The organism is Nonomuraea terrae, assembly GCF_004348995.1.
Lineage (GTDB): Bacteria > Actinomycetota > Actinomycetes > Streptosporangiales > Streptosporangiaceae > Nonomuraea > Nonomuraea terrae.
Window position 1 is genome coordinate 1 of record NZ_SMKQ01000005.1, and the last position, 21,429, is coordinate 21,429.

A 21,429-nucleotide genomic window follows, 5' to 3' on the forward strand; every position below is an offset into this window, starting at 1 on the left:
GGGGCGGGGTGGGATGGGAAACTGGGCGCGTGGACGATGACAAGCGGCCCAGCGGCGGGAAGACCCTGGGCCTGATCCTGCTGGCGATGATCGCCATCCTGGCCGTGATCGTGGGCCTGTCCGTGTGGGCCACGAGGTGATCTCGTGCGGACCTTGATCGTGCTGCGGCACGCCAAAGCCGCGCAGCCGGCCGGACTGGCCGACCGCGAGCGACCGCTGACCGACCGGGGCGAGCGGGACGCCAGGCGGGCGGGCGACGAGCTCAGGACGGCCGGCCTCGGCCCCGACGTGGTGCTGTGCTCGCCGGCGCTCAGGACCCGCCGTACGGCCGAGCTGGCCTTCCCCGGCGCGGACATCAGCTACGAGCGTGACATCTACGAGGCGTACCCGGACGAGCTGCTGGAGCTCGTCCGGCGATGCGACCCGGACGCGCGGACGGTCGTGCTGTGCGGGCACAACCCGGGCGTGCACGAGCTGGCCATGGGGCTGGCTGGCGGCGACTACGTGTTCCGGCCGGGGGCGTTCGCGGTGATCCGGGTGGGGACGCCCTGGGAGGAGCTCACGCCGGGCGAAGGCCGCCTGGTGACCCACTGGGACCCGAAGGAGCGGTGAGTCACCGCGGCGTGAGGCCGCCGTCCTCCGCGTCGGCGGCCTCGACCTCGTCGCGTGAGATGCCGAGCAGGTAGAGGATCGAGTCGAGGTACGGCGTGTTGACCGCCGTGTCGGCCGCCTGCCGCACCACCGGCTTGGCGTTGAACGCGATGCCCAGCCCCGCGGCGGCGATCATGTCGAGGTCGTTGGCCCCGTCGCCGATGGCGACCGTCTGCGAGATCGGCAGCCCGGCCTGGCGCGCGAACCTCTCCAGCGCCCGGGCCTTCCCCGGCCGGTCGACGATCTCGCCCACGACCCGCCCGGTCAGCCGGCCGTCGACCACCTCGAGGACGTTCGCCGCCGAGTAGTCGATGCCGAGCTCCTCGACCAGCCCGTCGGTGATCTGGGTGAACCCGCCGCTGACGATGGCGAAGCGGTAGTCGAGGCGCTTGAGCGTGCGCACGAGCGTACGGGCGCCGGGGGTGAGCACGACCTCTTTGCGCACCCGGTCGAAGACCTCGGCCGGCAGGCCCTCCAGCAGGGCCACCCGGCGCTTGAGCGACTCGGCGAAGTCGAGCTCGCCGCGCATGGCCTCCTCGGTGACCCGGGCGACCTCCTCCAGGCAGCCCGCGTGCGCCGCCAGCAGCTCGATGACCTCGCCCTGGATGAGGGTGGAGTCGACGTCCATGACGATGAGCCGCTTGGCCCGCCGCGACAGGCCGGTGCGCTGGACGGCGACGTCCACCTCCTGCGCGGCGGCCTCGGCGGCGAGCTCGACGCGCAGCGCGGCCGGGTCGGCGCCGGAGACCGACAGCTCGATGCAGGTGACCGGCCACTGGGCGAGGCGTTCGATGCGGTCGATGTTCGCGCCGGCGGCGGCGATGCGGCCGGCGATGCCCGCGATGGCGGCCGGCTGCAGGGTCGCGCCGAGCACGCTGACCGACAGGCGGCCGCGGCGGCGCTGCTCCCTGGCCTGCGAACCGGTGGACAGCTCGATCTCCATGCCGAGGTCCTCTGCCAGCCGCTCGACGGCGGTCCACAGGGCGCCGAGGGTGCTGCCGGTGCCGGTGGGGACGCCGCCCGCGTACGCGACGAGGACGCCGAGCGTGAGCCGGCCTCGGATGACGACCTGTTCGATGTCCGCGACCGTCACCGGGAACTTCGACAGCACCGAGAAAAGTCGCGACGTGACGCCCGGACGGTCGGGGCCGGTCAGGGTGATCAGGAGGGTGCGCTGGTCCACATCCAGCCACGGTACTGCGCCTGGCGCGGTGCTCGCGCGGCAGGTTGCGCATTCGTGCGCCGGTGCGCGACCCTGGATGGAAAAATCTCGGTAAAGGCGGCTACTTCAGGATCAGGTGGGTGTCGCCGAACTCGTGCCACAGATACCCCATGCTCAGCGCCTCCTCGTAGGCGCGGGCCAGGGTCGCTTCGCCGGCGATCGCGGTGAGCATGAGCAGGTGGCTGGAGCGCGGCTCGTGCAGGCCCGTGATCAGCCCCGTGACCGCCCGTACGCCGATTTCCGGGGTGACGACGTGGCGGGTCCATCCGGCGGAGGGGGAGACGTGCCCGGGTGCGTCCGCGGCCGTCTCCAGAGCCCGTACGACGGTCGTGCCCGCCGCCACCACCCGGTTGCCGCTCTCCAGGGCCAGGTTGACCAGGCGTGCGGTGGCGGCCGGTACGTCGTACCGCTCGTCGTAGGGCGGCTCGTCCTTCTCCGGCGAGGCCACGCCCGTGTGCAGGGTGATCGGCGCGATGCCCACCCCGCGCGCCACCAGCGCCGTGACCAGCCCGGCGGTGAACGGCCGGGCCGCGCTCGGCATCTCGGCGCTGCCCGGCACGGTCGCGAACACGGTCTGGTACGCCTCGATCGGCCAGTCCCGCTCCACGTACGAGTAGCGGATCGGCACCCCGTGCACCCGCAGGTACGCCTGCACGTCCCGGTTCAGCGAAGCGCGCCACAACCGCGGCGTCTCGCGGTCGATCAGGCGCAGCGTGGCCCGTCCCGGCATCGGCAGCCACTCGCCCGGTTCGCCTCCGGCGTACGGCTCGGTGCCCTTCGTGGTGCGGCGGCGCAGCTCGACCAGCCAGGTGCCGTCCGGGCGGGAGGTGGAGAAGTGCACGGCCAGCCGGTCCAGCCGGACGGCCGCGGGCAGGGTCGCCGAGTTGTTCACCACGATGAGGTCGCCCGCGTCCAGCAGGTCGGGCAGGTCGCTGAAGAGGTGGTGGGACGGCGCCAGGTCGCCGCGCGAGACCAGCAGGCGCACCGCGTCCCTGGCCAGGCCCCTGGCCTCGGCGGGTTCGCGGGCCGACAGGCCGGGCGGCAGCGTGAAGTCGAGCGCGGCGGTCATCGCAGGCTCACCTTGCCGCTGGCGGGGCGGGCGCTGACCAGGTCGTACAGCGCCGCGGCCACCTTGGCGGGGTCGGCGGCGGAGGCGGCCTCCTCGGCGCCCACGGCGGCGGCGAGCATCCGGGTGTTCATCTCGCCCGGATCGACCCACCAGACACGCACGCCGGGCTCCTCGGCGGCCAGCACGTTCGACAGCTGCTCCAGCGCGGCCTTGGTGGCGCCGTAGCCGCCCCAGCCCTCGTACGCGCCGGTGGCGGCGTCGGAGGTGACGTTCACGATCGCGCCGCCCGAGGCGCGCAGAGCGGGCAGCGTGGCCTGGACGAGCGTGAGCGGCGCGGTCACGTTCGTCTCCAGCAGCGCCCTGAACGCCGCCGGCGGGTAGTCCGCGAGCGGCGGCAGCGGTGTCACGCCCAGGTCGGAGGCGTTGTTGACCAGCAGGTCCAGGGACGGCGCGGCCGCGGCCAGCCGCCGGACGTGCGCCGGGTCGCTCACGTCGCCCGGGATCGCGGTGGCGCCCAGCTCGGCGGCGGCCCGTTCCAGGTCGCCGGCCCCGCGGGCGGTGAGCACGAGGTTCCAGCCGGCGCCCGCCAGCGACCTCGCCAGGGCGAGGCCGAGTCCGCGGGAGGCGCCGGTGATGAGTGCGGTCTTCGTCATGGATCCGACGCTAGGCACGCGGCGGGCGGCGGACATCGGGCCGTGGACCGGCTCAGGGCTCGGCACATGGTCCTAGGACCCTAGAGTTGGTCGCGTGACCTCCGACCGCGACGAGATCCTCCAGGCGGTGAGCTCGGCGGTGCTCGCCGTCACCCGCCACCTGTCGGTCCGCGAGGTGCTGCAGGTGATCGTACGCTCGGCGCAGCGGCTGCTCGACGCCCGCTACGCCGCCCTCGGTGTGCCCGACGACGACGGGTCGTTCGGCGAGTTCGTCGCGGAGGGCCTCACCGACAAGCAGTGGGATGCGATCGGGCCGCTGCCCCGCCAGCACGGCATGCTCGGCGCGATGCTGCGCGACGGCGATCCGGTCAGGCTGCCCGACCTGCGCAAGGACCCGCGCTTCGAGTGGTGGCCGAAGGCCCACCCGGTGATGAAGGACTTCCTCGGTGTGCCGATCCGCGACGGCGACCAGGTGCTCGGCATCATCTTCCTGGCCAACAAGCGCACGCCCGGCGGGTTCACCCAGGACGACCAGGAGCTGCTGACGCTCTTCGCCGCCCACGCCGCGATCGCGCTGGCCAACGCCAGGCTCTACGAGCGCGGGCGCGAGCTCGCCATGCTGGAGGAGCGCAACCGGGTGGCCCAGGAGCTGCACGACGCGGTCACCCAGAAGCTGTTCTCGCTGCGGCTCAGCGCCCAGGCCGCCGGCGCGCTGCTCGGCAAGGCCCCCGACAGGGCCGCCGCCGAGCTGGAGCGCGTCCAGCGGCTGGCCGGGGAGGCCCTGTCGGAGCTGCGGGCGGTCATCGTCGAGCTGCGCCCGGCCGAGCTCGACCGCCACGGGCTCAACGAGACGCTGCGCAAGCACGTCCGCCTGCTCGACCGGCTGCATCCGTCGCTGGTCGCGTTCGAGTGCGGCGAGTTGCCGCCGCTCGACTCCGCGGTCGAGGTCGCGCTGCTGCGGGTGGCCCAGGAGGCGCTGCACAACGCGCTGCGCCACTCGGGGGCCACCGCCGTGTCGGTGTCCCTGGTGTACGAGGGCGGCAGGCTGGTGCTGACCGTGCGCGACGACGGCAGCGGGTTCGAGCAGGCGGGTTCGCGCGGCCTCGGCCTGGTGTCGATGCGCGACCGCGCCGAGTCGATCGGCGGCGTGATGACGGTCGAGTCGGTCCTCGGCCGGGGGACCACCGTGCGCGTGGAGGTGAGCGTGTGATCCGGGTGCTGATCGCCGACGACCATCCGGTGGTGCGGCAGGGGTTGCGGACGTTCCTCGACCTGCAGGACGACATCACCGTGGTCGGGGAGGCCGCCGACGGCGAGCAGGCCGTCGCGCTGGTCGCCGAGCTGGCGCCCGACGTGCTGCTGCTCGACCTGAAGATGCCGGTGCTCGACGGGCTCGGGGCGCTGCGGCGGCTGTCGGAGGCCGAGACCCGGGTGGTCGTGCTGACCTCGGTGAGCGACCGGTCCGACGTGGGCCCGGCCATGCGGGCGGGCGCGGCCGGCTTCCTCTACAAGGACGTCGACCCTGGCGCGCTCGTCCAAGCCGTGAGGGCCGTCCACGGCGGGCAGGTGCTGCTCGCGCCCGAGGCGGCGGAGGCGATGCTGACCGTCTCCGGCGGAGTCGCCGCGCCGGGGCCGATGCCGCTGACCGAGCGCGAGCGGGAGGTGCTCGCCCTCATCGCGGCCGGCCGCTCCAACAGGGAGATCGCGCGCAGCCTCGCCGTGGCCGAGAAAACCGTCAAGACCCACGTCTCCAACGTGCTGATGAAGCTCGGCGTCCAGGACCGCACACAGGCCGCGCTCTACGCCGTGCGCCACGGCCTGGCCTGACGGTCACATGTTCCTGACCGGCTCGAAGATCGCGTGGTGGGCGGCCACGAGGGCGCGGCGTACGGCGCGGTCGAGCTCGCGCAGCGCGGCCCCGCGTACGGCGGTCTGACCCGAGGTGAGGCCGCGCTCGTCGGCCAGGCTCAGCGCGGAGGCCAGCCGCGTGGCGAGAGTGGAGACGCGGTGGGCGCGGGCCGGGTAGCCGGGCGCCAGCTCACCGCCCCGGTCGAGCCGGTCGGGGCGGCCGGGCATGGGGCCGTCGACGGAGGTGAGGGCCTCGGTGGCCGAGCGCATCGCGTCCGACAGCTCCCGCTCGGCCTCCGCCAGCGACGGCAGATCATGACGTACGGGGCCGGAGTCGTGCACCTCCAGGCGTACGCCGACATAGGACGATCCGCGCCGGTCGAGCGTCGGCACGAGGCCGAGATTGCGGTCGTCGAGCACGGCGATCGCGGCCTGCCCGGCGTCGACGGCGGCCGCGTTGAACGGCGCGGGCCCCGACAGCCCGAGTGGGTCGCCCGGCGCGGGCAGGGCGAGCCGCAGCTCCCGCAGCCCGCCCACGCGCAGGTTCGCGAGGTACTGGCGCAGGGGGACGTCGCCCGCGACGACGGGGCCGCCGGCGGCTTCCACGTGGTCGGCCGCCTCGTCGAGGCTCGCGTGACCCGCGAGCCATGCGTTGCCCCAGGCGACCAGGGATGAGCAGACAGTCGATTCAGGGCGCACCGGTCCACGATAAGCGCTCGCCCTGCAATAGGTTTGTCCCGAGGGTGACTCCTAAGGAGGGATCGGGGATGGGTGGTCAGGTGCTGCGGCTCCAGGACGTCGCTGTCAGGCGAGACGGAGCGGCCCTGCTGCGCGGCATCGACTGGGAGGTCAACGAGGACGAGCGCTGGGTCGTCATCGGCGCCAACGGCGCGGGCAAGACCACGTTGCTGCAGGTCGCGTCCACGTTGCTCTATCCGAGCGAGGGCGTGGTCGAGGTGCTCGGCGAGCGGCTGGGCCAGGCCGACGTCTTCGAGCTGCGGCCGCGGATCGGGCTGGCGAGCGCCGCGCTGGCCGAGCGCATCCCGCCGGAGGAGAAGGTCATCGACCTCGTCCTGACCGCCTCGTACGGCGTCATGGGCCGCTGGACGGAGGAGTACGACTCCAACGACGTCACCAGGGCCGTCGAGCTGATCGACATGATGGGCGCGGCCCACCTCATCAGGCGCCGGTTCGGCACGCTGTCGGAGGGCGAGCGCAAGCGGGTGCAGATCGCCCGCGCCCTCATGCCCGACCCCGAGATCCTGCTGCTCGACGAGCCTGCCGCCGGGCTCGACCTGGGCGGCAGGGAAGACCTGGTGCGCCGCCTGTCGCTGCTGGCCGGCGACTACCGCTCGCCGACGCTGGTGCTCGTGACGCACCACGTGGAGGAGGTGCCGAGCGGGTTCACCCACGGGCTGCTGCTGCGGCACGGCTCGGTGGTGGCCCAGGGGCCGCTCGAGCACGTGATGACGGCCGACCACCTGACGCAGACGTTCGGCGTGCCGCTCACGCTCGACCGCGGTGGCGAGGGCCGCTGGTACGCACGCGCGCTGTAGATCCCCTGTTTATGCGTCCCGCCGAACCACCTCGGTGGAAAGGCCGCACCAAATAGGATCTACGGAATCGGTTCCCTCGGCTTCGGAGCGTGGCCATGTCCGTGGAGCAGCTCATCGTCGCCCTCGTCCTGGTCGCGGCGGTCGGCTTCGGCGTGGCCCGTACGGTCCGCGTCATCCCGCAGGCCACGGCCGCCGTCATCGAGCGGCTCGGCCGCTACCACCGCACGCTGGCGCCCGGGCTCAACCTGGTGGTGCCGTTCATCGACCGGGTCAAGGAGATGATCGACCTGCGCGAGCAGGTGGTGTCGTTCCCGCCGCAGCCGGTCATCACCTCCGACAACCTCGTGGTCTCCATCGACACGGTCGTCTACTTCCAGGTCACCAACCCCAAGGCGGCCACGTACGAGATCGCGAACTTCCTCGTCGGCGTCGAGCAGCTCACCATCACGACGCTGCGCAACGTGGTCGGCGGCATGGACCTCGAACACACGCTGACCTCGCGCGAGGACATCAACACCGCGCTGCGCGGCGTGCTCGACGAGGCGACCGGCAAGTGGGGCATCCGGGTCAACCGGGTCGAGCTCAAGGCCATCGACCCGCCCGCCTCCATCCAGGACTCGATGGAGAAGCAGATGCGCGCCGACCGCGACAAACGCGCGGCGGTGCTGGCCGCGGAGGGGCAGCGGCAGGCGGCGATCCTGGCGGCCGAGGGGGAGAAGCAGGCGTCGGTGCTGCGGGCGCGCGGCGAGGCGGAGGCGGCGGTGCTGCGCGCCCAGGCGGAGGCCGAGGCCCAGGCCATGCGGGCCAAGGGGCAGGCCGACGCGATCCACATGGTGTTCAAGGCCATCCACGAGGGCAAGCCCGACCAGCACCTGCTCGCCTACCAGTATCTGCAGACCCTGCCGGAGATCGCCAAGGGCGACGCCAATAAGATCTGGATCGTCCCATCGGAGATGGGCAAGGTCTTGGAAAATCTCGGCGGCCTCTTCACACCCCCCAAGGACACGTAAGGAGCCTCGTGACGGGGTGGGAACTGGCCGCGGTCTGCGCGGCCGGGGTGGTGGCCGGTGCCATCAACGCGGTGGTCGGGTCCGGCTCGCTGATCACGTTCCCCACTCTGGTGGCGCTGGGCGTCGACCCCGTCACGGCGAACGTCTCCAACTCCGTCGGCCTCGTCCCGGGCAGCTTCACCGCCGCGTACGGCTACCGCGCCGAGCTCGCCGGCCAGCGCGAGCGGCTGCTGCGCCTGGGCATGGCCTCGGCGCTGGGCTCGCTGATCGGCGGCATCCTGCTGCTGCTTCTCGATCCCGGCGTCTTCGAGGTCGTGGTCGTGGTCCTGATCGCGCTGGCGTGCGTGCTGGTCATGGCGCAGCCGCGGCTCAATGTGTGGGTGGCCGCGCGGCGCCGCGACCCCCATCCTCACGGGGGCGCGGAGCTCTGGCTGGGCGTGCTGCTCGCCGGCGTCTACGGCGGCTACTTCGGCGCCGCCCAGGGCGTGCTGCTCATCGGCCTGCTCGGCGTCTTCCTCGACGACGGCCTCCACCGGGTGAACGCCGCCAAGAACGTCCTCGCGCTGCTGGTGAACGCCGTGGCGGCGGCGCTGTTCATCCTGGTCGCCGACGTGGACTGGCAGGCCGTGGCGGGGGTGGCGCTGGGGGCAGTGGCCGGCGGGTTCGTCGGAGCGCGGCTGGGCCGGCGCATCCCGGCCCCGATCCTCCGCGCCGTGATCGTCTTCGTGGGGATCGCGGCGATTATCGTACTGGTGTACGGATAGTAGCTTTTGGGTATGAACCTGGGCATGAAGGGTGACCGGGTGGAGATCGTCATCGACGCCGGCAACGGCACTCCCCGTACCTACGAGATCACGGCCACCCGCGCGGGCCGGCGGGTCGAGGTGGCCAACCGGCGAGGGCTCGTGGAGGTGAGCGAGGTCACCCGCAGCGGCACACCGGTGCGTACGGCCAGGTTCATGTCCAGCCGCATCCTCGCCCTCGTGGAGCACCCCGCCGACGAGGTCAGCTGAAGTCGGCGGCGTGGTCCTCGGCCCACTGCCGGAACGACAGCGCGGGCCGCCCCAGCAGCCGCCGCACGGTGTCGGTCGCCCGCTCGGGGCTCGCCACGAAGCTCTCCCAGGTCCGCAGCGCGCTGTCCACGAACGCCGGCTCGCCCCAGGCCGCCAAGAGCCGCTCGCGGGCCTCCTGCGGTGGCTGCTCCTCCCAGCGCACCTCGCGCCCGACCACCTCGCCGATCACGCGTACCTGGTCGGCCTGGGTGAGCTCGTCGGGGCCGGTGAGCGGGTAGGCGGCGCCGTTGTGGCCGGCCGAGGTGAGCGCGTGCACGGCCACCGCCGCGATGTCCTTCTCGTGGATCAGCGCCCTCGACGCCTTCCCGTACGGCCACCGGACGACGCCCTGCCTGATCTGGTCGGCCCACATCAGCGTGTTCACCGCGAATCCGCCGGGCCGCAGGAACGTCCAGCTCACCCCGGAATGCCGGATGAGCTGCTCGATCTCCCCGTAGTGCGAGGAGGAGTCCGCGCCCAGCGCCGACAGGTAGACCACCCGCCGCGCGCGCCCGGCGATCCTCGCCACCACCTCGGCGGCGTTGCCGGTGGTGAAGCCGGGCCAGAGCAGGAAGACGCTGTCCACGTCGTCCAGCGCGGGCTCCAGACTCCGCGGTTCGGTCAAGTCACCGCGTACGGTCTCCACGGGCAGCCCGGCCCGCTCGGGGTCGCGGGCCAGCGCCCGCACCTTCAGCCCGGCCTCGGAGAGCCGGGACACCACATGCCTGCCCACATTGCCGGTCGCGCCGGTCACGAGAATCGCGCTCATGGCCCCGACCGTAGAACCTCAATCGAACTTCAGGTCAAGCCCGGACGCACCTGGACCGTGCCGTCGCGCCTGAGCCGGGTCTCGAACATCGGCGCGGGAGCCGTCGCCGGTCCGTGCTTGACCGAGCCGTCGACCAGGCGGAAGGTGCTGCCGTGCCAGGGACACACCACGCAGGGGTCGCCGTTCTCCATCACGAGCGTGCCCTGGTGCAGCGGGCCCGCCAGGTGGGGGCAGCGGTCGGCGAGCACGCTCACGTTCTCGCCGCGGCGCAGCACGAAGAGCTGGATGTAGCCGAGCCGCCGCGCCACCGGCCGCCCCTCGGGCAGGTCGCGCAGCAGGCAGAGGTCGTGCCAGCCGAGCGGCACCAGGTGGGTGACCTGGGGGGCGTGGTTCGCGCCCGCGGCCTGCCGGTAGGCCAGGTGCCCGCCAAGATAGGCGCCCAGCCCGCCCACCGCGAGCCCGGCGTACGACAACGCCCGGCCCGGCCGCTCGCTCCCGCGTACGCGGGCGAGGAGGGAGGCGGAGAACAGGCCGATAGCGGTCAGGTTTGACAACATGTGGACAAAACCGACGCGCTGCTGCTCACGATGGAGGGAGGACCAGTCGGTCAGCCCGGCCGCCGCCGTCGGCAGCGCGTTGACCAGGCCGGTGGCCAGCAGCAGCCGCGCGGCGCGGGGGTCGGCCCCGGCCAGGTCCAGGACGGCCGTGGAGAGCCAGCAGCCCAGGCTGACCGTCGCGAGCGGCGGGTGCACCGGCTCGCCCAGGGGGACGCCGTGCAGCATGTCACGCAGCCGGCCTGGGCGCAGGCGCTGGCGCACGGCCTTGGCCAGCACCCTGACCGGTTTGTCCATGGCCTTCGACTTCTCCAGCCGGTCGGCGAGGGCAACGGGTCCGGCGAAACGCCCCAACTGCCAGCGCTTCGCTCGTACTTGCTCTTTCACGACAGGTCCCCTACCCCAGCCTCGCCGGCATCACTCGGCCAGGTGACCCCTCGCGACCGAGAGCTCCACGAGCTGCAGGGCGTACGCGCCCAGCGAGGGGGAGCCCTCCTGGATGATGCGCACCTTCTCCTTCACCTGGGCGGCCTTGACCTTGAACAGCGGCCACGTGCCGCCCTCGGTGAGATGGTTGGCCAGGATCGGGGCGAACCGGTCGAGCGCCTTGGCGAACCTGGCCTCCGGCGTCTTCCTGGCCTCGAACTCCTCCCACAACTCCCGCATCCACACCCCCTGATCGGCGGGCAGCAGGCCGAAGATGCGGTCGGCGGCGGCCCGCTCGGCCTCGGCCTGCGCGGCCACCTCCACGGGGTCGTAGATGAACGTGTCACCGGCGTCGATCTCCACCAGGTCGTGGACGAGCAACATGGCGACCACCCGCTGCAGATCCGTCCCCGGCGGGGCATGCTCGCCGAAGACCATCGCCAGCATGCCCACGTGCCATGAGTGCTCGGCGGTGTTCTCCCGCCGGGAGCCGTCGATCAAGTGGTTGCGGCGGATGATCCGCTTCAACTTGTCGATTTCGACGGCGAAGGCGATCTGAGCGTTCAGGCGGTCCTCTTCTGGCGCGATAGTCACGCGCGACACCCTAATGTGCGCTGATCACCCCGGTTGGTGAAATCGTGACCGGAACTCCGTTGAACACTGCGTTACCACTCGGAACGTCGATCGTGGAATCGTCGGTCAGCGCGTTGGCGCTGACGCCCGCGTGCCGGGCCGCGACGCTCTGCGCGCTGTCCTCGTGCCCCCAGCCGTGCGGCAGGCTGACCACGCCCGGCATGATCGTCTCCGTGGGCTCCAGCACCACCGTGACCTGGCCTTTCGCCGAGCGTACGACCGCCTCGCCGGCCAGGCCCAGCCGGGCCGCGTCGGCCGGGTTTATCTGCAGCGTGCAGGTGTTGCTGCCGCCGACCAGCGGGGCCACGTTGTGCATCCAGCTGTTGTTGGAGCGCAGGTGGCGCCGTCCGATCAGGACGATCTCCGGCGGCTCCTCGTCGAGCTTGGCGCGCAGCCGCCGTACGTCCTCGACCAGCAGCGGCGGGGCCAGCTCGACCAGCCCGGAAGGTGTCCTGAGCAGCTCGTCCAGCCGGGGCTCGAGCGGGCCCAGGTCGATGCCGTGCGGGTGGTCGAGCAGCCGGCGCAGCGACAGGTCGCCCTTGCCGGACCACTCGCCGTACGGGCCGAGGCGCAGCATGAGATCGAGCCGGCGTTCGGCGCCCGTCGCGCCGTCCAGCAGGTCGCGCAGCTCGGCCGGGTCGCGGCCCTCGACGCCGGAGCCGGGCGTCTGGGTGGCCTTGCCCAGCAGGTCGTCGATGATGTACGCGTCGAGGTCGCCGTCCATGCCGGAGGCGATCTGGGCCAGCCGCGCCAGGATCCCGCCCTCGGACGGCCGGCCGTCCAGCGGCAGCGCCGGCGGCGAGTACCGGGCGTAGTTGCGTACGGCGAAGCCGAGCAGCGCGAAGTCGTAGTGGCCCGACTGCAGCATCCGCGGCGGCGGCAGGATCACGTCGGCGTGCCGGGTGGTCTCGTTCAGGTACGGATCCACGCTCACCATGAAGTCGAGCCCCGCGAACGCCCGGTCGAGGCGGTCGCCGTGCGGGGCCGACAGCACGGGGTTGCCCGCGATCGTGATCAGGGCCTTGACCTGGCCTTCGCCGGGCGTCTCGATCTCGTCGGCGAGCGTGGCCACCGGCAGCTCGCCGTTCACCTCCGGCAGCCCCCGCACCCGGCTCCTCCACCGCCCCACCGCATAGGGACGCCGTCGCGCGAGGAACTCCGTGGCCGGCTTGGGGAACATCGCGCCGCCCGGCCGGTCGAGGTTGCCGGTGAGGACGTTGAGCACGTCCACCAGCCACTGGGCCAGCGTGCCGAACTCGGCCGTGCAGGTGCCGATCCGCGCGTAGACGGCCGCCGTACGCGCCGCCGCCAGCTCCCTGGCCAGCCGCACGACCACCTCGGCCGCCACCCCGGTACGCCGCGCGACGGCCTCCGGCGGGAAGTGCTTGGCCGCCTCGCGCAGCTCGGCCAGCCCGTTGACCTCGTGCGACGGCGTGGCCAGGTCCTCGGCGAACAACGTGTGCACCATCCCGAACAGCAGGTAGGCGTCCGTCCCCGGGCGGATGAACACGTGCTCGTCGGCCAGCGCCGCCGTCCGCGTACGGCGGGGGTCCACGACGACGAGCCGGCCGCCGCGCCGGCGCAGGGCCTTGAGCCGACCCGGGAAGTCGGGCGCGGTGCACAGGGAGCCGTTCGACTCCAGCGGGTTGGCACCCAGCATGAGCAGGTGGTCGGTCCTGTCGAGGTCGGGCACGGGGACCGCCATCGGATGGCCGAACATGAGCCCGCAGGCCACGTGCTTGGGCATCTGGTCGGCGGTGGCCGCGCTGAAGACGTTGCGCGTGCCGAGCGACTTGACCAGCGGGGCGACGTAGAGCGCGCCGGCCATGGTGTGGGCGTTCGGGTTGCCGAGGTAGACGGCGACGGAGCGGCGGTCGGCGACGCGGCCGAGACCCGCGCGCACCGCGGCGAACGCCTCCTCCCAGGTCGCCTCGCGGCCCCCGACCAGCGGCGTGCGCAGCCGGTCGGGGTCCTCGTCGAGCCGGCCGAGGCTGGCCCCCTTGGGGCAGATGAAGCCCTTGCTGAAGGGGTCGTCCTTGTCGCCGCGGACGCTCGTCACGTGCCCGTCTTCGCCGAGGGTGAGCGTCAGGCCGCAGACGGCCTCGCAGAGGGGGCAGGTCCGGTGAACGGTCGACGTCATCGCGACTCCCTGAGTTCGTTAGATGAACTCATCTTGGCGCGTACCCCCGGGCATGGGGAAGCCCCGGAGCCCCCGCGGTCTCCGGGGCTTGCACCCCTGGGGATGGCCCCTATCCCCAGGCTTCACCGCGTCGCCTCAGGCGGCGACACGCGGCAGGAGGACCTCGGTGCGCAGATCAGGCGGCTCCTCGAGATCGGACCTCAGGCAGATCCAGGAGCGGCGCCCGTACAGGCGTTCCAGGCCGGGGGAGAAGGCGCCGGGCGCCTCGTCGCGGCGGACGATCTCCACGATGAGGAACTGGGCGCGGGTGCGGTGCCGGTAGACGTTGACGCTGCGCGCCCAGCAGGCCGCCGCGATCTCCTCGCGGTACGCCTCGAACTCCTCGGCGGAGATGCCCGCCCGGGTCATGATCAACGCCTTCTCGCCCGCGGTCGTCGGCGTGATCCACCACACCAGCGGGATCCGGCCCGCCCTGGTGTGCATCGTGGTCTCCAGGCAGACCCGCTGGACACGGTGCCGGGAGACCACGCACCAGAAGTGGGCGGCGATCCAGCTCCGGCCCGTCCTGGTGGCGGCGGGCACCGAGATCGCGCTGGTCAGCACGACGAACGGCAACCACCGTCCCTCTCCGGCGGCCTTCATCAGGGCCAGTGCGACCAGCCCCAGCCCGGCGAGCATCAGCAGCTCGGTACGGGCCCGCCAGAGCCTGACCAGGAGACCCGCGCGGCCGGCGGCGGGGAGATCCTCGATGGCGGGGTAGATCTGGTTACGCGGGTTCCTCGGCATGTCAGGACACCTCCTCGGTCACTCGGCTTGGGCTGCGCAGCTGGTCGAAGCGTGGGTCACGGTAGCGGCGGGAGCCGAACCCGGTGCGGGCCACGGTCCAGCCCATACGGTGTGCGAACTCGTCGGGCTCCATGCAGATTTCGCGATCCGCCCACACGATGAGTTCCCGGATCCGGGACTTGATTCGGTGGATTGCCTTGGTACCTTGTGAGTACATGAGAAGACCCCTTTCGCGGCAATTCAGAGGTGGCTTCTTGGCTGGTCCGCAGGCTGATTGACCGGTCGGCCGCAGGGTGGCAGCCCATAATGCGGTGACCTGGTGGTCAGCCTCGGTCCGGCTTTGTGCGTGCTCGATCGAGCAGAGATGCGCTGAATTCGTCAGTCGACGGTGTGATCCTTCCGGCAAACGGCCTCCCTGGTGCACAGCTTCTTTTCCGGGACGGCGCCGTTGCCGGTGACGCGACCCCCGCGGGGCCGCTTGATCGATGCTGGAAAGCCCGGTGTGTACGGCCGTGTCGTCATCTCCGGCCTCCTCACCACTCGAGAACCTTCCTGGTTCAGATCGTCCCCCGAGCTTGCCTAAGCTGCAATACTTCGAGCAACGGAAGATTTAATTTTCTTCGCTTCTTGTCCTGCAACTTGCACCGGAAGTATCGACTTAGGAAGGGTTGCCCGGCAGTCGCCGGAAAACCTGATCCACTCCGGGCATCCTCGCGGAGGTTGTCTTGCCTACTACGCTCTACCCATGAAAGCCTTCTGGCAAGGCTGTGTGGGACTCCTCGTGCAAGTTGCAGTGTAAGATTGAGCGAACGGCCCCGAAAGCCGGGCCCTAAACAATCCTTCCGGCTACACCTCCATTCCCCCGAGAAGGAGTGTCGACGGTGCCATCGCAGCAGGGCAGTCCGACGGTCCGGCGGCTTCGGCTGGGCCAGGAGTTACGCCTCCTCCGAGAGCGTTGCAAGCTCACAGGCGCCAAGGCGGCCCGGGACCTCGGCTGGTCGGCGAGCAAGGTGAGCCGCATCGAAGCGGCCAAGACCATGCCCAGTACCGACGACATCAAGGCTCTGGCAAAGCTCTACCGCGTCGACGGTGACAAACTTGACGAACTCTTCGGCCTGTTGCGAGATGCGGAGCAGCGGGGCTGGTGGGAAGATTACGAAGACACCCTGCCCGAGGAGTACACAAGATTCCTCGGGCTGGAGGCTGAGGCGACGGTCCAGCGCAACTGGGAACCCCAGATCGTGCCTGGCACCCTGCAGACCGAGGATTACGCCAGGGAGGTCATTCTGGCGACCCGTGGCATCGCTCGCATCACGCACAGCGGTGTCCGGAGCCGGGTTGAGGCGCGCCTCAGCAGGCAGAAGCGGGTCCTGCACCGACCGGATCCGTGTGAGGTCACCGTGGTTCTCGACGAGTCGGCGCTGATGCGCCGCTTCGGAGAGCCCACGGTGATGCGGGAGCAGATGGAGCACCTCCTGGAGGTCTCCCTGCTGCCGCACGTACGCATTCATGTCCTGCCGCTGGAGGCACTCCATGCGGTCAATACCGGCGCGTTCATCCACCTGAAGTTTGCGGCGTTTGACGATGTCGTATATCTAGAGCAACTGTATTCCGCCGATTTCGTCGAAGACCGCGGGCGCGTGGCGGGATATGAAGCAGCTTTCGACCACATCCGGTCGGAGGCGCTGGACGAGGACGAGTCGCGAGTTCTCATCCAGCGAAAAGCCATGATCTGGCGACGATAAACCAAAAGAGGGGCAATGGAGCCCCTTTACGTATTTGGGGAGAGCATGGACATCCACACCAAGGTGGCGGCCTGGCGGAAGAGCAGCTTCTGCAACGGCGCATCCGCCTGCGTAGAGGTCGCCCCGCTGGCCGACGGCAACGTCGCGCTGAGGGACAGCAAGGAGCAGGACGGCCCTGTCCTGGTCTTCACTCCGGCGGAGTGGGCCGCGTTCACGGCCGGCGTCCGTGACGGTGAGTTCGATCTGGCCTCGTTGCAGGTCAGCGCGTCCTAAGAGAACGGCCCTGGCGAGTTGCTGGCACAACCAATCAGGGCCGTTCGGATGGAGACAGCGCCTCCGAGAGCCTCCCCCGCTCCTTGGCCTCGAGCGTGGAAGACCCGCACAGCATGGCACATCCTCCACCATGTTGATCAAGCTTCGGCACACCTCATCGGCCGGTGGTGACCGGGTGCTCCCCAACCGGATGCCCGCCGAGCATGCCGGCACTTTGACGAAGAAGCCGACTGGCCGGCTGCAGTGGGATGCGCGCACAACAAAAGCTCGGCATCACCGGTGAGCCGGATTCCTGTTCGGCATCCGGATGATTAGTCGGCCGTTTTCTTGCCGAAAAGAATTGACGTCGAAAGAAACGGCCCGCGTTCGGGAAACCGGCCGGCCGCGCCCAGGCGGTATGGGACGCGGTCGGCCGATTCCGTATTCGACGGCGTGCCGTCTGGTTCTGCCGAGAGGCCATCGGGCGGCTCTTGCCGCCGGCCGGGGTGCCGGCGGGCGCGGCAGTCCGCCGGTGTGCCCGGGCGATCAGCCCGAGGCGTGACCGATGAGCATCACAGTGGGTTGAGGCGGTGACCGGCCAGACCCTGAGCGTCGACGGAGGCTGGATCTCCGCGCTCGTGCACTGAGCCGCGTCCGGTCAGCGGGCACCCGCGTCGTTCTCCCTGCCCGGGCTCGGCCGGAAGCGTTCACCGGTGGAGACGCGCGTCACAGGCACGGCCCGCGTTTCGCGGAAACGCGGGCCGTGCCCGGGGTGTTGCGGGTCAGGCGATGCCCAGGCCCTGGGCTACGCCGTGGCCGAGGTCCTTGTGGATGTTGGTCCAGTACTCCACGACGCGCTTCTTCATGTCGGTGGTGACCTCGGGGGCCGAGGCGTGGCCGACGATGTTGCTCACCAGGTGGGCGCGGTCCGTGTCGGACAGCACGTTCTCCCAGAGGGTGCGCGGCTGGACGTAGTCGTCGTCCTCGGCGTGCTTGGTGTACGCCGAGCGGATGATCTCGCCCGTGACGTGGTAGTTCTCGCCCTCGTACAGGGACGGGTCGGCGGCCGGGCCGCCGAGGGAGTTGGGCGCGTACACCGGACCCGCCGGGTTCTGGAAGGTCATCGGCCCGTCGAAGTTGTAGGAGTTGACGGGGACGCGCGGCTTGTTGACCGGCAGCTGCAGGTAGTTGGGCCCGATCCGGTAGCGGTGGGCGTCCGGGTACGAGAACAGCCGGCCCTGCAGCATCTTGTCCGGCGAGGCGCCGATGCCGGGCACCAGGTTCGCCGGCTCGAAGCCCGCCTGCTCGACCTCGGCGAAATAGTTCTCCGGGTTGCGGTTGAGTACGAACCGGCCGATCGTGATCTCGGGGTAGTCGCTGTGCGGCCACACCTTGGTCAGGTCGAACGGGTTGAACCGGTAGTCGGCCGCGACCTCGAACGGCATGATCTGCACGTTCACCGTCCAGGACGGGTGCTCGCCGCGCTGGATCGCGTAGAACAGGTCGCGGGTGTGGTAGTCGGGGTCCGTGGCCTGCAGCGCGGCGGCCTCGGAGGCGGTGAAGTTCTGGATGCCCTGGTCGGTCTTGAAGTGGTACTTCACCCAGTACTTCTCGCCGGCGGCGTTGTACCAGAGGAACGTATGCGAGCCGAAGCCGTGCATGTGCCGCCAGCTGGCCGGCGTGCCGCGGTCGGTCATCAGGAAGGTGACCTGGTGGGCCGACTCGGGCGAGAGCGTCCAGAAGTCCCACTGCATGTTGTTGTCGCGCAGGTGGTTGTCCGGACGCCGCTTCTGGCTGTGGATGAAGTCGGAGAACTTCTGCGGGTCGCGGATGAAGAAGATCGGCGTGTTGTTGCCGACGATGTCGTAGTTGCCGTCCTCGGTGTAGAACTTGATCGCGAAGCCGCGCGGGTCACGCGCGGTGTCGGCGCTGCCGAGCTCACCGGCGACGGTCGAGAAACGCAGGAAGAGCGGGGTCTCCACGCCCTTCTGGAAGAGCTTGGCCTTGGTGTACTGACTGACGTCCTCGGTGATCTGGAGGGTGCCGTAGGCGCCGCCGCCCTTGGCGTGCACCACCCGCTCCGGGACGCGCTCCCTGTTGAAGTGGGCCATCTTCTGGATCACGTAGTGATCCGCCAGGAGCAGCGGGCCGTTCGGCCCGACGGAGAGCGAGTGCTCGTCGCTCGGCGCGGGGATGCCGGCGTCGTCGGTGGTGACAGGCCTGTTCGTCATAGCGCGGTCCTTCCGGAAATCATCTTTGACAGCTCGGGCACACGCCCCAGAACGTGATGTCGGCTTCGTCCACGACGTAACCCGCGTCGTCCGCGGGTTCGAGGCAGGGGGCGACGCCCACCGTGCAGTCGACGTCGGTCACGGTTCCGCACCGCCGGCACACCAGGTGGTGGTGGTTGTCGCCGACGCGCGCCTCGTAGCGGGCCGGACTGCCCATGGGCTCGATCTTGCGGACGAGCCCGGCCCTGTGGAGCGCGTGCAGCGAGTCGTAGACGGCCTGGAGCGACACCTGCCCGACGCGCCGGCGCACACCGCGGTGGACGCCGTCCACGTCGAGGTGGTCGCCGTCGCGCACGGTCTGCATGATCGCCAGCCGGGCCGCAGTGACCCGCAGCCCGGCCTTCCGGAGCAGGTCGTCATCCCCCATGGAGCACAACCTACGCCCTTAACTTGAGTTATTCAAGTTTACGAGGCATCCAAGTTAAAGCGTGGAAGGGGTGCGGCGGCGGGCCAGGAAGAGGGCGCTCAGCCCGGCGAGGACCGCGAGGCCCGCCATGGCGAGGGAGGAGACCAGCGAGGCGGAGGTGCTGCGCCCCTGCAGCGTGATGAACAGCGTTCCCACCGTGGCGACGCCGATGACCTGGCCGAGCTGCATGACGGTGAGCAGCGCGCCGCTGGCGTCGGCCGCGTACGCACCGTCGACCTGCTCGGTCGCCATGTTCGTCACCGCGACCTGCACGCCCAGCCCGGCGCCGATGAGGGCGCTCATGATCGCATACGACAGGCCGCCCCCGGCGGCGAGGCCGAGCCCGACATAGGCAGGCGCGGCGACCACGTAGCCGACGGGCACGAGCGGGCGCTGCAGGCGCATGGGCAGGCGCGGCCAGGCGAGCCCGACCAGGCCGAAGGCCAGCGCGCAGGGCACCATCATCATCCCGGAGGCGAGCGGCGTCATGTGCAGGTCGCCCTGCAGGTGCAGGGCCGAGACGAACAGGAACGCGCCCCAGGTGGCCGGGCCGAACAGCAGGATCGCCAGCCCGGGCCGCATGCCGGGCGCGCGCAGCACCCGGGCGTCCACCAGAGGACGGCCGCCCCGGGAGGTCACCCACCGTTCGATCGCGACGAACGCGCCGAACATCACGACGCTCAGCCCCATCGAGAGCCAGCCCCACACCGGCCAGCCGAGGTCGCGTCCGAGCACGAGGGGGACCACCAGGAGCAGCACGGCGGCGGACAGGGTCACCAGGCCGGCCGGGTCGAGCCCAGCCTTGCCGCCGCCGCTGTCGGACGGCAGCACCCGCATCCCGGCCACCAGCAGCAGCACCGCGACGGGAACCAGCACCAGGAACAGGATCCGCCAGCCCAGGCCGAGGCCCAGCAGGATGCCGCCGAGCGCCTGGCCGACCACGATGCCGCCGCTGATCACCAGCGACCACAGGCCGATCGCCCGGCCGCGCGCCTGGCCGTGGTAGTTGCGCTGAATCAAGGTCATGACCTGCGGCATCATCATCGCGGCCCCGGCGCCCTGGATCAGCCGGAAGGCCACGAGCCAGCCCGTCCCCGGTGCGAGACCCGCCGCGAGTGTGGTGACCGTGAAAACCGCCAAACCGCCGAGGAACGCCCTGCGATAGCCGAACAGGTCGCCGACCCTGGCCCCGGTGATCAACAGGACGGCGTAGACAATGGTGTATCCGGCCACGACCATCTGCAGCCCCGCGCCGGAGGAGTGCAGGTCCGACTCGATGGTGGGGGTGGCCACGTTCACGATGTTGACGTTCAGGATGGCCAGGAACTGCCCGACGAGGATGATCGCCAGGAGCAGGCCGCCGGCTTTCGATTCCGGTGACTTGGTCGTCACAGGAGAGGAAACTGCGGCAGTTTGCGACATGGTGACTAGTTTGTGGCCAGACTCGATACCAGTAACAAGAGCCTCTTTATACTGGTATTAGGGGTAACTGGATGAACGCTGCCGTATGCCCCCATAGTGGAAAGGTGAACGTGGCAGAGGCGAGGCGTACGGACCTGTCGGCGTTCCTGCGCAGCCGGCGCGAGCGGATCACCCCCGAGATGGTCGATCTCGCCCCAGGGCCCCGCAGACGCACGCCGGGCCTGCGCCGCGAGGAGGTCGCCCAGCTCGCGGGTGTCGGGGTGACCTGGTACACATGGCTGGAGCAGGGGCGGCCGATCAACGCCAGCAGCCAGGTGCTCGACGCGATCGCGCGCACCCTCCGGCTCGACACCGCCGAACGCCGCCACCTCTACCGGCTGGCGGGCCAGACCGAGGAGCCGGTCCCGGTCGACTGCGGCCAGGTGACGCCCGAGATCCGGGAGATCCTCGACCGGCTCGGCGACATGCCGGCCTGCGTGGCCAACAGTCGTTGCGACGCCCTGGCCTGGAACGCCGCGTACGCGGGGCTGTTCCCCGAGCTGACCGGCTCGCCGGAAGGAGAGCGCAACTCGCTCTGGCAGAGCTGCCTCAACCCCTCGCCCACCACCCTGCTGCTCGACCGCGACAACGAGCTCGCACGGGCGGTGGCCGTCTTCAGGGGCGCCTACAGCCGGCATGCCGACGACCCCAGCTGGCAGGACTTCGTCCGGCGGCTCAGCGAGGAGAGCGCGGAGTTCGCGCGGCTGTGGGCGCGGCAGGACGTCGCCGAGCCCGGGCCCAGGGTGAAGGCGTTCCGGCATGTGGAGTACGGGACGTTGCGCTTCAGCACGACGAGCCTCACGGCGGTGCCCGAGCTCCGGCTGATCGTCTACACACCTCTGGACGACGAGACCCGTACGGCTGTGTCCGCATTGATGGGGGAAGCTGCACGTTAGTCCGCCCTG

At 70.7% G+C, this 21,429-nt stretch carries 22 protein-coding genes; 10 read left to right on the forward strand and 12 right to left on the reverse strand.

The window, feature by feature from the left end:
• Positions 1-144 precede the first annotated feature (144 nt).
• A complete protein-coding gene (locus tag E1286_RS03035; RefSeq protein ID WP_246074376.1) occupies positions 145-612 on the forward strand; it encodes a SixA phosphatase family protein in 468 nt (155 codons plus the stop codon).
• Between the two features lies 1 nt (position 613).
• Here E1286_RS03035 and serB read toward each other — a convergent pair whose 3' ends face one another.
• From serB to E1286_RS03050, 3 genes are all read right to left on the reverse strand, one after another.
• A complete protein-coding gene (gene serB, locus E1286_RS03040) occupies positions 614-1,834 on the reverse strand; it encodes a phosphoserine phosphatase SerB (RefSeq protein WP_132608737.1) in 1,221 nt (406 codons plus the stop codon).
• 100 nt (positions 1,835-1,934) lie between these two features.
• The gene (locus tag E1286_RS03045) at positions 1,935-2,942 is read right to left on the reverse strand and encodes an S-adenosylmethionine:tRNA ribosyltransferase-isomerase (protein ID WP_132608738.1); all 1,008 of its coding nucleotides are present in this window, start codon (positions 2,940-2,942) and stop codon (positions 1,935-1,937) included.
• Positions 2,939-3,595, reverse strand: coding sequence for an SDR family oxidoreductase (locus tag E1286_RS03050; protein ID WP_132608739.1), 657 nt, complete (start codon positions 3,593-3,595; stop codon positions 2,939-2,941). Before E1286_RS03050 ends, E1286_RS03045 begins: the two co-directional genes overlap by 4 nt.
• A gap of 94 nt (positions 3,596-3,689) precedes the next feature.
• On the opposite strand from E1286_RS03050, the gene E1286_RS03055 reads away from it, so the two are divergent.
• Positions 3,690-4,805, forward strand: a complete 1,116-nt coding sequence (locus tag E1286_RS03055; protein WP_223189500.1) for a GAF domain-containing sensor histidine kinase — start codon at positions 3,690-3,692, stop codon at positions 4,803-4,805.
• Complete coding sequence (locus E1286_RS03060; protein WP_132608740.1) at positions 4,802-5,422, forward strand: response regulator; 621 nt, start codon at positions 4,802-4,804, stop codon at positions 5,420-5,422. Before E1286_RS03055 ends, E1286_RS03060 begins: the two co-directional genes overlap by 4 nt.
• 3 nt (positions 5,423-5,425) lie before the next feature.
• On the opposite strand, the gene E1286_RS03065 is transcribed toward E1286_RS03060, so the two are convergent.
• Positions 5,426-6,142 (reverse strand): hypothetical protein, encoded by a 717-nt coding sequence (locus E1286_RS03065; protein WP_165969544.1) that lies wholly within the window; start codon positions 6,140-6,142, stop codon positions 5,426-5,428.
• Between the two features lie 68 nt (positions 6,143-6,210).
• On the opposite strand from E1286_RS03065, the gene E1286_RS03070 reads away from it, so the two are divergent.
• From E1286_RS03070 to E1286_RS03085, 4 genes are all read left to right on the forward strand, one after another.
• Entirely contained in the window at positions 6,211-6,999 is a 789-nt protein-coding gene (locus E1286_RS03070; RefSeq protein ID WP_132608741.1) for an ABC transporter ATP-binding protein, read from the forward strand.
• Positions 7,000-7,094: 95 nt separating this feature from the next.
• Positions 7,095-8,009 carry an SPFH domain-containing protein gene (locus E1286_RS03075; protein WP_223189502.1) on the forward strand — a complete coding sequence of 305 codons (915 nt, stop codon included), beginning with the start codon at positions 7,095-7,097 and terminating at the stop codon, positions 8,007-8,009.
• A gap of 8 nt (positions 8,010-8,017) precedes the next feature.
• The gene (locus tag E1286_RS03080) at positions 8,018-8,773 is read left to right on the forward strand and encodes a sulfite exporter TauE/SafE family protein (RefSeq protein ID WP_132608742.1); all 756 of its coding nucleotides are present in this window, start codon (positions 8,018-8,020) and stop codon (positions 8,771-8,773) included.
• A gap of 12 nt (positions 8,774-8,785) precedes the next feature.
• Entirely contained in the window at positions 8,786-9,022 is a 237-nt protein-coding gene (locus E1286_RS03085; protein ID WP_246074378.1) for a hypothetical protein, read from the forward strand.
• Here the strand turns inward: E1286_RS03085 and E1286_RS03090 are convergent.
• From E1286_RS03090 to E1286_RS03110, 5 genes are all read right to left on the reverse strand, one after another.
• Positions 9,015-9,830, reverse strand: coding sequence for an NAD(P)H-binding protein (locus E1286_RS03090; protein ID WP_132608743.1), 816 nt, complete (start codon positions 9,828-9,830; stop codon positions 9,015-9,017). The genes E1286_RS03085 and E1286_RS03090 overlap by 8 nt on opposite strands.
• A 29-nt stretch (positions 9,831-9,859) precedes the next feature.
• Positions 9,860-10,771 carry a Rieske (2Fe-2S) protein gene (locus E1286_RS03095; protein WP_246074380.1) on the reverse strand — a complete coding sequence of 304 codons (912 nt, stop codon included), beginning with the start codon at positions 10,769-10,771 and terminating at the stop codon, positions 9,860-9,862.
• A gap of 30 nt (positions 10,772-10,801) precedes the next feature.
• Positions 10,802-11,413 (reverse strand): HD domain-containing protein, encoded by a 612-nt coding sequence (locus tag E1286_RS03100; protein ID WP_132608744.1) that lies wholly within the window; start codon positions 11,411-11,413, stop codon positions 10,802-10,804.
• A gap of 1 nt (position 11,414) precedes the next feature.
• On the reverse strand, positions 11,415-13,583 hold the full coding sequence (locus E1286_RS03105; RefSeq protein WP_132608745.1) for a molybdopterin-dependent oxidoreductase: 2,169 nt from the start codon (positions 13,581-13,583) through the stop codon (positions 11,415-11,417).
• 135 nt (positions 13,584-13,718) lie between these two features.
• Positions 13,719-14,369 (reverse strand): hypothetical protein, encoded by a 651-nt coding sequence (locus E1286_RS03110; protein ID WP_132608746.1) that lies wholly within the window; start codon positions 14,367-14,369, stop codon positions 13,719-13,721.
• Positions 14,370-15,250: 881 nt separating this feature from the next.
• Between E1286_RS03110 and E1286_RS03115 the strand changes: the two genes are divergently transcribed.
• Positions 15,251-16,114, forward strand: coding sequence for a helix-turn-helix domain-containing protein (locus E1286_RS03115; protein WP_132608747.1), 864 nt, complete (start codon positions 15,251-15,253; stop codon positions 16,112-16,114).
• A gap of 45 nt (positions 16,115-16,159) precedes the next feature.
• On the forward strand, positions 16,160-16,387 hold the full coding sequence (locus tag E1286_RS03120; protein WP_132608748.1) for a DUF397 domain-containing protein: 228 nt from the start codon (positions 16,160-16,162) through the stop codon (positions 16,385-16,387).
• Positions 16,388-17,148: 761 nt separating this feature from the next.
• Here E1286_RS03120 and E1286_RS03125 read toward each other — a convergent pair.
• The 3 genes from E1286_RS03125 to E1286_RS03135 are packed head-to-tail and all read right to left on the reverse strand — an operon-like array spanning position 17,149 to position 20,455.
• Positions 17,149-18,597: a catalase gene (locus tag E1286_RS03125; protein WP_132608749.1), complete on the reverse strand. Its 1,449-nt coding sequence runs from the start codon at positions 18,595-18,597 to the stop codon at positions 17,149-17,151.
• A gap of 19 nt (positions 18,598-18,616) precedes the next feature.
• Positions 18,617-19,024: a Fur family transcriptional regulator gene (locus E1286_RS03130; RefSeq protein ID WP_132608750.1), complete on the reverse strand. Its 408-nt coding sequence runs from the start codon at positions 19,022-19,024 to the stop codon at positions 18,617-18,619.
• Between the two features lie 54 nt (positions 19,025-19,078).
• Positions 19,079-20,455 (reverse strand): MFS transporter, encoded by a 1,377-nt coding sequence (locus tag E1286_RS03135; RefSeq protein ID WP_223189504.1) that lies wholly within the window; start codon positions 20,453-20,455, stop codon positions 19,079-19,081.
• A 134-nt stretch (positions 20,456-20,589) separates the two neighbouring features.
• On the opposite strand from E1286_RS03135, the gene E1286_RS03140 reads away from it, so the two are divergent.
• Entirely contained in the window at positions 20,590-21,420 is an 831-nt protein-coding gene (locus E1286_RS03140) for a helix-turn-helix transcriptional regulator (protein ID WP_246074383.1), read from the forward strand.
• Positions 21,421-21,429: the final 9 nt, after the last annotated feature.